The organism is Clavibacter capsici, assembly GCF_001280205.1.
Taxonomy (GTDB): domain Bacteria; phylum Actinomycetota; class Actinomycetes; order Actinomycetales; family Microbacteriaceae; genus Clavibacter; species Clavibacter capsici.
The window spans coordinates 114,520-127,520 of record NZ_CP012575.1 but is presented as its reverse complement, the minus strand read 5'-3'; the positions used below and the strand labels follow the sequence as shown (position 1 = coordinate 127,520).

General features: G+C 66.5%; 16 protein-coding genes. 8 read left to right on the top strand and 8 right to left on the bottom strand.

The window, feature by feature from the left end:
* Positions 1–179: 179 nt before the first annotated feature.
* Positions 180–1,082, bottom strand: a complete 903-nt coding sequence (locus AES38_RS15280) for an ArdC-like ssDNA-binding domain-containing protein (RefSeq protein ID WP_053775973.1) — start codon at positions 1,080–1,082, stop codon at positions 180–182.
* Between the two features lie 408 nt (positions 1,083–1,490).
* Here AES38_RS15280 and AES38_RS15275 point away from each other — a divergent pair, with 408 nt between their 5' ends.
* On the top strand, positions 1,491–1,799 hold the full coding sequence (locus AES38_RS15275) for a hypothetical protein (protein WP_244629299.1): 309 nt from the start codon (positions 1,491–1,493) through the stop codon (positions 1,797–1,799).
* Positions 1,800–2,367: 568 nt separating this feature from the next.
* Positions 2,368–2,949: a hypothetical protein gene (locus AES38_RS15270; protein WP_157883596.1), complete on the top strand. Its 582-nt coding sequence runs from the start codon at positions 2,368–2,370 to the stop codon at positions 2,947–2,949.
* Positions 2,950–3,191: 242 nt separating this feature from the next.
* Here AES38_RS15270 and AES38_RS15265 read toward each other — a convergent pair whose 3' ends face one another.
* Positions 3,192–4,742 carry a ParB/RepB/Spo0J family partition protein gene (locus AES38_RS15265; RefSeq protein WP_053775970.1) on the bottom strand — a complete coding sequence of 517 codons (1,551 nt, stop codon included), beginning with the start codon at positions 4,740–4,742 and terminating at the stop codon, positions 3,192–3,194.
* A 456-nt stretch (positions 4,743–5,198) separates the two neighbouring features.
* On the opposite strand from AES38_RS15265, the gene AES38_RS15260 reads away from it, so the two are divergent.
* Together AES38_RS15260 and AES38_RS15255 are read left to right on the top strand one after the other, a co-directional pair.
* Positions 5,199–5,498: a hypothetical protein gene (locus AES38_RS15260; protein WP_053775969.1), complete on the top strand. Its 300-nt coding sequence runs from the start codon at positions 5,199–5,201 to the stop codon at positions 5,496–5,498.
* Complete coding sequence (locus AES38_RS15255) at positions 5,498–5,887, top strand: hypothetical protein (RefSeq protein WP_072174733.1); 390 nt, start codon at positions 5,498–5,500, stop codon at positions 5,885–5,887. The genes AES38_RS15260 and AES38_RS15255 overlap by 1 nt, the downstream gene beginning before the upstream one ends.
* 96 nt (positions 5,888–5,983) lie before the next feature.
* Here AES38_RS15255 and AES38_RS15250 read toward each other — a convergent pair whose 3' ends face one another.
* From AES38_RS15250 to AES38_RS15225, 6 genes are all read right to left on the bottom strand, one after another.
* A complete protein-coding gene (locus AES38_RS15250) occupies positions 5,984–6,820 on the bottom strand; it encodes a Fic/DOC family protein (protein WP_053775967.1) in 837 nt (278 codons plus the stop codon).
* Between the two features lie 25 nt (positions 6,821–6,845).
* Complete coding sequence (locus tag AES38_RS15245) at positions 6,846–7,055, bottom strand: hypothetical protein (protein WP_053775966.1); 210 nt, start codon at positions 7,053–7,055, stop codon at positions 6,846–6,848.
* Between the two features lie 120 nt (positions 7,056–7,175).
* Positions 7,176–7,622, bottom strand: coding sequence for a hypothetical protein (locus AES38_RS15240; RefSeq protein WP_053775965.1), 447 nt, complete (start codon positions 7,620–7,622; stop codon positions 7,176–7,178).
* A gap of 7 nt (positions 7,623–7,629) precedes the next feature.
* Positions 7,630–8,067 (bottom strand): helix-turn-helix domain-containing protein, encoded by a 438-nt coding sequence (locus AES38_RS15580; protein WP_244629298.1) that lies wholly within the window; start codon positions 8,065–8,067, stop codon positions 7,630–7,632.
* A gap of 45 nt (positions 8,068–8,112) precedes the next feature.
* Positions 8,113–8,394 (bottom strand): hypothetical protein, encoded by a 282-nt coding sequence (locus tag AES38_RS16445; RefSeq protein ID WP_244629297.1) that lies wholly within the window; start codon positions 8,392–8,394, stop codon positions 8,113–8,115.
* Between the two features lie 213 nt (positions 8,395–8,607).
* Complete coding sequence (locus tag AES38_RS15225) at positions 8,608–9,138, bottom strand: hypothetical protein (protein WP_244629296.1); 531 nt, start codon at positions 9,136–9,138, stop codon at positions 8,608–8,610.
* Positions 9,139–9,510: 372 nt separating this feature from the next.
* Between AES38_RS15225 and AES38_RS15215 the strand changes: the two genes are divergently transcribed.
* From AES38_RS15215 to AES38_RS15200, 4 genes are all read left to right on the top strand, one after another.
* Positions 9,511–10,260 carry a hypothetical protein gene (locus AES38_RS15215; RefSeq protein ID WP_053775961.1) on the top strand — a complete coding sequence of 250 codons (750 nt, stop codon included), beginning with the start codon at positions 9,511–9,513 and terminating at the stop codon, positions 10,258–10,260.
* An 85-nt stretch (positions 10,261–10,345) separates the two neighbouring features.
* Positions 10,346–11,536, top strand: a complete 1,191-nt coding sequence (locus tag AES38_RS15210) for an ATP-binding protein (protein WP_053775960.1) — start codon at positions 10,346–10,348, stop codon at positions 11,534–11,536.
* Between the two features lie 101 nt (positions 11,537–11,637).
* The gene (locus tag AES38_RS15205) at positions 11,638–12,216 is read left to right on the top strand and encodes a hypothetical protein (protein ID WP_053775959.1); all 579 of its coding nucleotides are present in this window, start codon (positions 11,638–11,640) and stop codon (positions 12,214–12,216) included.
* Positions 12,217–12,536: 320 nt separating this feature from the next.
* Positions 12,537–12,983 carry a hypothetical protein gene (locus tag AES38_RS15200; protein ID WP_053775958.1) on the top strand — a complete coding sequence of 149 codons (447 nt, stop codon included), beginning with the start codon at positions 12,537–12,539 and terminating at the stop codon, positions 12,981–12,983.
* Positions 12,984–13,001: the final 18 nt, after the last annotated feature.

The following is a 13,001-nucleotide window of genomic DNA, read 5'->3' as shown; positions in this document are numbered from 1 at the left end:
CTGGTCCGGTGCTTTCGACAACGGGCGGCCGCTCTCGGGAGCCTGCTGCGCACTTCTCACCAGGTCGTCGCTGCCCGCCCTCTCGCCGGCGTTCGCCGGGCGGCCAGCATAGGTCCGCGCGACGTAGCCGGAACCGCGGCCCTCCCGGCCGGCCCAACCGGACCGGCCGGGAGCCCCGGTCACGCGGCCGCGGGGGCGTCGTGGGGGTCGTCCGGGTCGAGGACGGCGGCGATGCGGTGAGCGGCCGCGAGGACGCGGGTGGCCGTGTTCTTGACGAGTTCGGCGTCGCAGTCGGCCCATCCGGCGATGTAGCCGATGCTGTAGGCGCTGGTGTCGAAGCCGAGCAGCCCGGCCACGACGTAGGCGACGGACTCGGCCTCGGTCTCGTGGATGCCGCGGTGCCCCCAGTACCCGGCCAGGTCGTCGGTGTGGCCGAGGACGACGTGGGCGGTCTCGTGGATGAGGGTCTTCGCGGCCTGCTCGGGGGCGACGTCGACCTCGACGACGACGGATCGGTCGCTGGGGCGGGCGTAGCCCTTCCTCTCCCCGTCGAGGTACTCGCGGGCGACCGTCCAGCCCTCGGCGGCGAGGAACGTCGTCAGGTCGTCGATCACGCCGTGATCGGTGGTGCCGGTGAGGTCGTGCACGAGTTCGGCGTCCTCCACGCCGTCGACGGGATCCGTCTGGCTCACGTCGAAGACCGACAGGACCGGGAACCGGGGGATGCGGCGTTCGATCTCCTCACCCTGCGCATCCTCCTCGGTGACCTTCTTCTGGCTGTATCCGAAAATGCGGATGGCCTTTTCGCCTTTCCGAACCTGACGGCCACGGGCCTGCCACTGCCGGAAACCCGCGACGGCGCGGGCGTGGGGGCACTGCTGCATGATGAGCAGTAGATTCCCGATGCTGTACTGGTGGAAGTCGCGCACGCGGTCGAGGTAGCGGCGCCATTCGTCGCTGTTGCGCAGCGCGTCGATTTGGGTCGCGATGCTCGCGTGAAGCGCCTCGGCCTGGGCCTTGCGTTCCTCGGGGCTTTTCCGCGGGGTCTTGGTCTTGCGAGGTGCGACGGTGCTGGTAGTCATATCTTTCTTCTTCTCCTCCTCGTTCTTTTGCCGTGAAGGCGCTTGTCGCCTTCTAGGGAGGTCGGGTGGAGTGCAACCCGGTAGGGCGGTGGGGAGAGAGTTTCGGGGCGAAATAAGGGAGCTTGCGACCGCGTCCCGAAAGTCTCGGAGGAGCCGGCGGCGCAGCCGCTTGCGCTCCAGCCGGCCGACCGCACACTGCCGAAGGCTTCACGGCATAAGAACGGGCCCGCAGGGTCCGTAGTTGTGCCGCGCAGCGGCTCCGATGGAGCGCAGCGACCAGCGCGGCCGAGCCGCGCGCGGCGCCACGCGGCGCACCACCGGTCCCTCCACAGGGCGGCGTCGACGGGGGAGTCCACGGCGTCGACGCGGGCAGCGGCCGGTGGCGCCGGCGGCCGTATGGTCGTCGGCGTGGACTACCTCATGACGGACGACCAGGTGCAGCGGATCCGCGAGGAGCCAGTGCACGTGGCGTACCGCGGCCTCGCGCTCGTGGTGCAGGCGTCGGCGCGGGTGTCCCGCCTCGAGCAGTTCGAGCGGTACGACCGGCACGCGGAGCTCGAGGTGGTGCACGGCGGCGACGTGGTGGCGTACATCGCCCGAGACTCCGTGGACCAACGGCTCTTCTTCACGGCGCGGATGTTCGACGTCGGCCTGCTCGGGTGGGGGTCGCGCACGCTCATGGATGGCATCGCCGCGGTCCTGGGAGAGCGCAGCTGATCCACGCGGCCGTGCTGGCCGCCCGCTCGCCGCCGTGGTGGTCGCGATCGTGTAGATCCGCTCGCGGACGGCCATACGCGTCATCGACGGCGTGCAGCCGCTATTCGCCGTCCTTGTCGGGCTCCTTACCTAGGCGTTCGTCGCGTTTCAGCAGGTTCGCGAGCCGCCCGTCGTGCAGCGACCGCGCGGGCCGGGTGAAGCGCTGTGCACCCTCGATTGGGGGTAGCAGAGCGAAGAACTTAGCTCTCGCTGTCGGAGAAGAGGAGGCATGCTTGACCTACCCGACTTATTTACTTAGACGTGACGCACCGAAGGACACGTTTTGCCCAAACAACCGAAACAAGAAACACCCGCCTGCTTCTTCTGCGACGGACGACCCCTTACGCGTGAACATATTCTCCCGGACTGGCTTTATAAGCTACTCGGGCCGCAGCCAGGGGAGACCAACCGACTTCGCAAGAAGGTCTTAGCTGCTGACGGCGAAGTCGTCTCGACCGAGACATTTCTCAATGAGCCGTTCCTGAGGCAGCGCGTGAAGGTTGTGTGTGCGCCGTGCAACAATGAATGGATGAGCGCACTTGAAAACTACCTCAAGTACTTCATTATGGGTATTAGCACTAACAACAATGTTATTTTAGACGCCTGGAGCGCACAAGCATTCACTCGCTGGGCCATAAAGACCGCAATGATGCGAGGCATCTGGGAAAATAGAACTGCCACTTTGTATCCCGATTCCCATCGAGCGGACATTATGGCTGGTGAGGTGCTTCCTGAGGGCTGGACAGTGGCCGTGGGGGTTACTGAGAATTGGGGCCTTGCAACTGGGCACTGGGCGAAGGAGATCGGCTACGAGACGGAACCGCCGAGCAGCGTCCGCGCCATGCTGTGCACCCTACGTATCTTCAACATGATGGTCATCGTCTCCTACACCGATAGTGAGGCAATCAATCGGGGTCTGCGAAGGATGCTCCATGAGTACCAAGATGACACCCAGCTCATTTGGCCGATGAATGACGTTCCCATCTTTCCGGGCGAATGGAGCATGCCGGATGCCAATGTAGCACTTTACCAAGAGCTGTTTCGGACAATATTCGAGAAAGATGCTACTTACCTCTTGGACGAGAATATTAATAGACCTGACGACGAATAGGTCATGGCGGCGCATTTCGGGCGGGCGTACTGGCAAGTACGCACGTGCTTCACCAGGTGTCGAGCAGCGCGTCCGCGCGTGATAGTGGTGTCGGAGGCGGGGGAGCGCGAGGGGATCTCCCCTCGCCGGGCGCCCGCGGCGGCCGTGGTGCCGGGCGGGCGGGGCGGCCGTGGTGCCCGGCGGGCGGGGCGGCCGTGGTGCCCGGCGGGCGGGCGCTCCCGGGTGGGAGCACCCCGCTGCGGCTACGCGGCCTCGGCCGGGTCGACCTCTGGGTCGGCGGGATCCGCGGCGAGGGGCTCGGGGCGGTCCTCGACGGCCGCCGTGTCCAATGCGGGCCCCACCATGTCCGTCTCGGGCTCGGGGGCGTCCTTCTCGGACGCGTCGGCTGCGTTAACGGTGTCGCGGTCCGCGCGGCGCTTCTCGTCCAGGTCGGTGATGATCTGCTCGACCACGCTGAGGTTGTACCCCCATGTGACGAGCTGCCGGAGGTAGGCGGCCGCCGTGGCGTCCGGGTTCCGCCACGACTCGCGGCTCATGGACGCCTCGATGCCGCCGAGGACCACGGCGAGGGCGACGTGCTGCGCCTTCGTGGGCGTGGCCGCGGCGTACTGCCCGAGGGAGTCGCTGTAGTAGCCGCGCTCACACTCGACACCGAGGAACTCGTGCGCGAGCGCGCTGCCGACCTGCATGGCGCGGCCGACCTCGTAGCGGTGGGTGGTGAGCCCGGCCGCGATGACGCTGGCGGCGTCCTTCGGGAGCGCCCGTCGCTTCACGAGCGCGGCCACGAACTCGCGCCGCACGCTCTCAGCGGAGTCCCATGCCTTGTTGTTGGCGATGACCCTGCGACGTTCGGCCTTCTGCTCGGCCTTCTGCTCCTCCGACATGCAGCCCGCGCTCGTGGCCGTTGCGGTGGTCTCGTCGCGGCGGTAGCCGACGGCCTCGGGGTCACGGAGGTAGTACACCGGCTCAGGGTCGCGCAGGTACGCGATCACCCGGACGCCGAGACCGTCGAGGGTGTCCATCTTCTCCGCGGTCAGGAGCGCGTCACCGCCGTCCGCCGTCACCAGGTCGCGAACGGGCACGAACCCGGCGTGCTCCGGCTTCTCCGGATCCACGATCACGTAGCCGCGGCTCTCGTGGTCCACGATCACGGCCTGGACCGCCTTCTTCCGGGCCAGCTCGTTTTGCGCGAACCGCAGCTCATGGGCGAACCGACCGGGATTCGTTCGCACGGTCTCGATGAGGCGAGCCTGGACCTTCGGGTACTCGTCGAACTCGACGAGCGCGGCGGCCTGGTCGAGGGTCAGCTGGTGGTCGGTGAGCGCCGCGGCCGCGGAGGGCGTGTTCGCGACCGCGAGCGTCTTCTTGACGGTCCTCGCCCCGGTGCCGGTGCGCTTGGAGATCGCCGTGGCGCTCAGCCCCTCGAACTGCAGCTGCTTGAACGCGACCGTGCGCTCCGCGTCCGTGAGCGCCAGGCGCTGGTCGTTCTCGACGAGCTGCTGCACGATCCGCTCGGTGGTGGCCTCGTCGCCCTCGATGATGTGAACGGGCATCGTCGCCAGGCCGACCTCCCGCGCGGCGAGGGTGCGGCGCTGTCCGGCCCGGACAAGCACACGCCCCTCGCCGTCTCGGCGAGCACGGACCGGCGTCAGGACGCCGTTCGCCTTGATGCTCTGCACGAACTCACGGTCGAGGTCCGCGCTGGGACGCACGTTCTCCTCGATGATGAGCGCATTCGGGTCCAGGTACTCGATGACCCCGACGGGGCTGGTGGTGTTCTCGGTAATCGTCACGTGTGTTCTCTCTTCCACTCGTTTTTTTGCCGTGAAGGCGTTTTTACGCCTTAGCGACCGGAGGGCGTAGTGCAACCCGTAGGGCGGCGGGGGAGAGAATTTCGGGGCGAAATAAGGGAGCTTGGGACCGCGTCCCGAAAATCTCGGAGGAGCCGGCGGCGCAGCCGCTTGCGCGGAGCCCGCAGGTGGCTACGAGGGAGCGCAGCGACCGAGCCGCCGAAGGCTTCACGGCCAAAAAACGGGCCCGTAGGGCCCAGAGAGGGGCGCCGCGCAGCGGCTCAGATGAGACAGACAGCGCCGCGCAGCGGCACAGATCAGACCAACAGCGCCGCATCGCGGCTCCACCCGAGCATCACCCACGCACACCTGAGACAGCCCACCCGACGAATCCACCCCGAAGTGAACACCCTCGTTTGAGGGATTCCCGGCCCGACCCGCATTGCATATCGTGCAGGTATGGAATACATACTCACGGACGACCTTGTCAACCGCATTCGAAAAGACCCTCTGACAGTCACCTACGACGGGCAACTTCTTACTGTCCGCGCCTCCGAGCAGGTATCGCCTGCCGGCCCTCTGCAGCAGCGCGCACTCCTCGAGGTCGTCAAGTTCGACGGCCCGGACACCGTCCTGGTCTACATCTGCCCGTACGACGGCGACGAGCGGGCGTTCTGGTCGGCGCAGATGTTCGGCGCCGGCGTGCTCGGAGAGGTCACCAAGCAGCTGTCCGAGGGCCTCCGACGGACACTGCGCTGATGACGTATCCACGCCCCTGCAGGGACCTCACCGGCCACGACTTCAGCGTGGAGATCGGCCGCGGACCCATCACCTGGGTCGCCGTCGACAAGGTCACGGTCGTGCGCGCTCGGGATCTCGATCCCGACGCGGCCGACGTCCTCGCCTTCACGCTCACACTCCCCACCACCGGACGCGCGTGGCCCAACGCCGACGCCACGCTGCACATGGAGGCGCTCGTCGGCCTCCGCGGCGAGGAGCCCACTGACGTCAAGCGCGGCTTCGGGAACCGATGGGAGCTACGCCGCGGTGAGGTAGTCGGGGAGCCCTGGTTCGTGACCACGGTGCCTACCGACGCGCACGTCGTCTTCGCGGAGATAGGCCTCGTCCTCGCGGTCCCAGGGACGTAGGCCCTGGTGGGTGTGCTGGCTCACTGGCACACCCAGCAGGGCGCGGGACATGGCCAGGACGCTCCAGCCAGTGCGCGTCGACCTGCGGCCTGCCTGCTATCGCTCGCGGCCTTCGTCCCCTCGAGCACGAGGAGGCTCAGGGGATCGCGCGATCGTCGACAAGTCGCGATGCGGCGTGCTGCGATCGTTGGGGTCGATGCCGGCCGCGCGGAGCATCTCGCGCTCGGCGAGCTCGCGGCGGCTGTAGGCCGTCTCGTCGCAGTCGCGGGCCGGCTCGTTGCGCCGGTCAGCGGCGCGCGCGGCGCCGAGCGGCGGCGAGCCCTCGGGGCCTCTGGTGGGCGCGGAGTCGATCAGGTGCGCCCGGAGGTATGCGGCGAGAGGACGGTCGGTGCCGGCGATCGCCTGTAGGCGGTGGTGGCGGAGCTCGTCGACGTCGATGCTCGCCCAGTCGATCGGACGGCCGGCCCGCTGCGCGAGCACGGCCACGAACATGGACTGGCTGCGGGTGTTGCCGTCACGCCACGGATGGATCGCCGAGAGCTCGCCCCAGCGGTCAGCGAGACGCTCGGTGAAGGTGTCGGCGTCGAGGCCGGTGAGGTAGTCCTCGCGCTCGAGCTTGCGGAACAGTGTGTCGAGGTTGGCCTCGATGAAGTCCGGCCTGCAGTACGGGATCCCGGTCCCCGTCGCCTGGACGTCGACGTCGCGGATCCGACCCGCGATCGCCGGGAGGAGATCCCCGAACATGCGCACGTGGATGCCGCGGAGGTACTCGAGGTCAAGTCGCTCCGGGGCAGGCTCGGTGTAGATCTTCGCAAGCACGAACGACGCGACGTCGTTCATGGCCGCGTCGAGCTGCGCGTGGTCGCGGATGCCCGCTGCGTTGATGAGGACGCCGCCGCTGCCCGGGTACGTGTACTTGTCGTCGACGCTCATGGGATCGTCAGGGCGACGCCGGCGCTCAGCGCTGGCGGACGGAAAACCCGTACTTCGCCGCGACCTCCGCGCGCGCCTCGTCCTCGGTCATCGTTCCCTCGAGGACGCGACGGGCACGACCGAGTGCCTCGGCGTCCGGGAAGTGACCGGCGAGCTGCTGCGCCTTCTCGACAAGCGCCATGCCCTGCTCGACGTCAGCCGTCGGCGCGCTGCGCTGCGTGATCTTGGTGCTCATAGGACCCCCTGCTCACCTGTAATTGTACGGGTTGTGGAGGTCCCGCGCCTGGGAGAGACGCCTTCCCATGCTGCGACCCGAGCGCCGATCCGACGAGCCCGGACGGCACGGAGGGCAGGCTCAGGCGGGAACGTCCTGGACGTCGAGCGTAATCTCGCCGCGGTCGACCATGGGCAAGTACAGGGGCTTGCCGAACACGCGCCCGGAGACCGTCGAGACCGCTTCTCGGAGGTAGGGGAAGAGAGACATGATGGCCACTTCGTTGCAGAACTGCTGGACGGTTCGCGTCGAGGGGGAGTACTCGTCTGCGATGGAGTACTCGCCGGCCATGCTGACCGTGATCTTGCCGACCGGGATCGTGACATGAGCGATGAGGCGTACCCCGAAGCTACCGTCGTCGTACCTGTACTGAGCGGCGATGTTGACGGTGCCCTCCTCCGGAGCGTCCGGCTCTGGAGGTTCATCGTTTCGGTATGCCGACATCTCGTGGCACTCGACCGACTCCAGCTTCGAGCTGGCGAGGAGAGCGTGGATGAGCTCTACGTCCTTCGGCGACAGATCAGCCATGGCGGTGTCAGGCTGCGCGCGTCGGGACGCGAAGGTGGGCGGACTTGGAGCCCATCCAGCCCGCCATAGTCACCGAGCGGACCACCAGCTCGGTGGCAAAGGTCGCGGAAGTGACGCCGGACAGGTTCTCCCAGCGGGTGGCAGAGGCGGCGCTGAGGGACTGGCCGACGTCCGGGGTAGCACGGTGCTCCACCAGTGCGCCGACTGCATTGGCGTAGCGGCGGAGGGTCGAGAGCTTGGGGTCGGAGTCGTAGCGCTCGATCTTGTTGACCGCCTGCTGGCTCGTGCCCATGAGCTCGCCGACCATCGCTTGCGTGAGGCCGGCTTCCTGGCGCATGCGCACGAGGTCAGCCTTGAGGAGGCGATCTTCACGTGCGAGCAACTTGGCGCGGGCCTTGGCCTTGCGAAGAGCGAGAGGCGACGTCATCGTCTGGAGCAGGGACATGAGATGGAGCCTACGGCCACAACCTCCAAGTTGTGTAATCGAGTTCTACACCCAAGACGAGCGACGGCCCGCGTCGAAGCGATCCGCAGCGAACTCGATCTCGGCCTGCTGAGCGGCGGCAGTTGTCTTGATGTGGGCATGCAGGTGCACGAGGATCGTGCTCATGTGTGCCGGCTCTCCGTGGTAGAACCGCAGCGCCTTGCTCAGGGCCTTGTGGCGGAGCTCGAAGATCTCCGGATCTAAGGCGATGGGCTTGATCGGAGTCGTCGCGTCCCCGGAGTCTTTGAGCTCGCCCCGCGCAGCCGCCTCCATGAGGTCCTCGAGCACGCCCTCTTCGTGGGCTCGTGCCCATGGAGTGAGCGTGCTGAACCAGGCCTCAAACGCCACCACCGACGCATGGGCGTTGTCGCGATAGTCGCGCCAGACGTACCCAGCAGGGCTCGGCTGACAGCACCGGGAGTCGGAACCCTCGCGCCTATTTCGGACCATCTCGAAATCGTAACCGAGGAGCCCGACAACGGGCGGTGGTAGAGGCTGAGCTCACGCCCGCGCGAGGCCGCTCAGCGTGATCCAGATGCCACGCTTACGGAACGGACGCGGGCTCTCCTCGAGCGCGATCTCGCGGTGGATGCTCGGCGTCGACGCCCACCACACAGCCGGCGCCACGGAACGCCACGCATCGGAAGTCCAGGCCGGGGGAGTCCACCCGTCCCGCTCAGCGAGGTACTCCGCCAGCGCCGCGAACGCCGCGTCGAGCTCGACGGATCCTGTCGGCGCCGGCGGATCCGTGAACACGCCCGACCCCAACTCGGCACCGCCACGACGGCACGTCGACGTGTAGTCGTCGAGGGTCTGCAGCACGCCGAAGCGCCACCCAGCCGTCGGCGGCTGGCCATCTGAGACGAGCTCGGCCGCGTCCAGGGCGTTGCCCGCGGCTGTGTGGAGCACGCCCGCCGAGTTCACCGGCGCGTCAGGTCCCTCCTCGGCGAGACGGATCATCTCCGTCACCGGCAGCACCTCACCCTGGAACACCATGCGCTCACCACCCCCTGCCCCATCCTCGCCTGCCACCAGGACCGATCTGCGCCAGGGGCTCCCGTCGGGGCAGAGCCTGTACCTGGACGCGGGACAGCCGGCGCACGGCACCGATCCGAACCCGCTCGAGCGGGATGTCGAGGAGGAGTGCCGCGCAATCCCGGGCCATGACGCGGATCTCGTCTGTCGATCGCGCTTGCGTGACCGCGCCCAGCGCGGGGATGACGACGATCCAATAGCGACCCTCGCGGTAGACGTACACGTGCAGCAAGAGCGACATCGCTCTCCCTCACCAGACTCCAGGCGCAACCCGAAGAGAGCACTGTACTGCTGGGCACAGCTCCAGCCCCTCCGGGCCCCTGTTGATCGTCACCCGCGCGACCACGACGCGTTCGGCACCCTCGCTGCATGGGCCGAGCCAGTCGACGAAAGAAGACCACATCCGCCGGAGACCGGACTACGAGGGGAGCCGCTCCGCAGCACGAGCTGAGCGCGCGCTTCCAGGCGGCCGCCGACGCGACGGACGCCGCCCTCGACCAGCTGGAAGCTGCGTCGAGTGAGTTCTTCCCGGCCTACCGACTACGACGCCCATACGCGATACACGACCTCCTCCAACTCCGGGAGCACCTCGAGCAGATCGCCCTGGAGGTGAGCTTCGCGGAGGAGATCCTCACCGCCAACTGGCTCGTGCCCGAGCTCACCCCACGTGGAAAGCGCTGGACCGACGAGCTGACCCCGCGCGACCTTATCGAGCAGGTCAGGGCCGGCGGCAACCGGGAGGGTAGGCCCTACGCGCAGCAGCTAGACGAGAACCGCGCCACCGAAGCCGCCGTTCGAGCCAAGCTCGACGCGGTCGCCCAGGTCCTCTGCGGCCGAGGCAACGACTGCCAGGTGCACGTCGTCACGCTGCCCCAGGACGCACCGGGTCCCGCATGCTGGCGACACCTGACCACCGACGAGAAGGCCAGCATCGGCGCGCTGTATGCACGAGCGGTGACGGAGCACGCCTGCCTCGGCTGCAGTGCACCCCCGGGCGAGCCCTGCGACACGAGCGACTCCGCGAAGCTCGAGCCGATCGACGGACGCTGGCCCCGCGTCCGCTCCTTCCTCGGACAGAAGATCCACAAGAACCGACTCGACGAACTCGCACCCGCCTAGCCCTGCCTGCGTCACCGATTCGGCAGATCTATACGCCTATCTAGTCAATCTGACATATACAACTAGATTCCCCTAGAGTCTTGGCGTGGACCCACTGATCAACCCGTTCCGGCCCGGTGCCGGCATCACCCCGCCGGAGCTCGTTGGCAGGCAGGCTGAGATCGACCTCGTCGACCTGATGGTCGCCCACAGCCGCGTCCGCCGCAACGACGGCGGACTGATCCTCTACGGGCTGCGCGGCGTGGGCAAGACCGTCCTCCTGCTGAGGCTCCAGCACATCGTAGAGAGCGCCGGATGGGTGACCGTCCAGCTGGAAGCCCGGCCGGGAGAGGCCGGGAAGCTGATCGCCAGGCAGTCCCTCGCCAGGGGCATCGCGATGGCGGGACGGAAGATGATGCGCTTCCGCCACGCTGCCGAGGAGGTGAAGACAGCCCTGTCGAGCGTGACCTCGTTCTCAGCCACCATCGCCGGCAGCGGCATCTCCCTCGGTGTCGAGCCCTCACCTCACCGAGCCAACTCCGGCCTCATTGAGGTCGACCTCGAAGAACTCGTCTCCGACCTCGCCCTGCCGCTACGGAAGAACAACAGCGCGTTCGCGATCTTCATCGACGAGATGCAAGACCTCGACCCTGACCTCCTCACCGCCCTGCTCGCCGTCCAGCACCGAGCCGGACAGAACGACTGGCCGTTCTACATCATCGGCGCCGGTCTCTCCACGCTGCGCCGCACCCTGGCCGAATCCCGCTCTTACGCCGAACGGTTCACAATCCGAGAAGTCGGCGCCCTTCCACCCGCCGACGCCGCCATCGCCCTATCCAAGCCCGCCGAGAAGTTCGGCGCCAAGTTCACCCCCGAAGCCCTCCAACAGATCCTCGGCGCCGCCAATGGCTACCCGTTCTTCCTCCAGACCTACGGCAAGGCCGTATGGGAACTCGCCCCAGACCGCAACATCGACGCACAAGTCGCTATCGCCGGCATCGAGGAAGGCAACGCCGACCTCGACCAAGGCTTCTTCCCCGCCCGATGGGACCGCACAACACCCCTCGAACGCGAGTACCTCCGCCAGATCGCCGAGCTCGGCGGGAGCACGGCCAGCACGTCCGCCATCGCCGCTGCCCTGGCCAAGCCCGCCGCGTCCCTAAGCCCCGTGCGTCAGTCCCTGATCGAGAAGGGCATCATCTACCCCGAACGACGCGGATACGTCAGCTTCACCGTCCCGAACATGGACGCCTTCATCCGCCGACAAAACGACGTGGATGAACCCGGCGACTCCTGATCCCGTAAGTACCCGCGAATACGACTGATGGCGCGGTCGAGGGCGTCGGCGGGGAGCATCTGACAGAGCCGAGCAGAGCCACCCGGTGGCATGCTTATAACATGGACGACTTCACACAACAACTCACCAGCCTCGGCGTGCAACTGACAGCAAGCGCCGCGCGAAACTCCGCGTCAGCGATCACCGACAAGATCAGCGCGATGCGTGCCTCGAAGTCAGCCGGCGAGCAAGTCGCCGCTCTCGAACAGATCGTGTCCGAGCTCCTCGCCGACAAGAGCGAGCTGACCCGCATCGCGCAGGCCTACCAGCAGGAGCTGGTGGCCCAGCAGCTCACACCCGGCGACGTCCACTACATCACCGAAACGATCGTGCCCGTGCTTGAGCAATTCGCTGACGGAATGGAGAACCCCGACCAGGGCGCACAGTTCAAGAGCCAAATTCGCATGCTCAAGCCGCTACTTTCCGTAGAGACGGTCAACATTTTGCAACTCCTCGGTTTCAATTTTCGTCAAAGCATCGGGGGTCCGCTGACGCAACGACTCGCAGAACTGATCGGCGGCAGCAAGACGTCAGACGGCGACCTTCAAATTGAAGCGCTTCGTAGCCAACAGCGCGCCATGGATCTAGCCACGGACCCCGAGGCCTACGCGCGTTTCCGGGAGATGTATCCGATGAACTAACCACCGCGGGACGCAACACCGTCGCGCTCGAGGGATCCGAGAGGCAGATAAGCCCAAGTCCCAATGCGAGGAGGACAGGTTGGCCTGATCCCCATACGCGAACGGTTTCCTTCTCACTCGTGAACTTGCCTCCGATATGTTGTCCTTTGTCTCGCAGCGGACCGAAGCTGCAGGACCATACTGAGGAAAGAGCAGATACGAGAATGTAGCGCAAATGGTCGAACCACCATCGTCCACGAAGTCCATCCTCGCATCGCCTATCGGAGATCAGTGCCGACACTGATACGCAGTCAGAGAAGCGGACCCGATATGCTTACGACATGCAGCTTGCCTGGACCGTCTTAGGTCTCCACGTCGCCGCCTTCCTGGTCCCATTGATTGGCGTTGGTGGCATCTACAGACGAACCACAACTGAGTTCAATGAGGCGCGGACGTTGACGGCGGCGGCAACTACCGTTCTCGCGTGGCACGAGGCGGAGCGGAAGCTCTTGGAGAAATTGGAGTACGGTTCGGTCGAGCGAGCGGCCTCCGAATCAAGATTAGACACGGAGTACGACGCGCGTCTGGCCGCAGCAGGGTTGGCCCACAAGACGTTCCGCGACCTGGACGTCCTAATGCTCACGAACGGCAAATCAAACTTGGTGGCGTTCGCGTCTGCCGTACAGATTACCCGGAGTGACGCCCTTCTGGTCTTGATCGGCCTTGTGCTCGGTTTAGTCGCGAACCTCATTCCAACCGTCTGGTCTGTTCCTGCACTACTCACTTAACCCCGGGTTTTCCCAGCC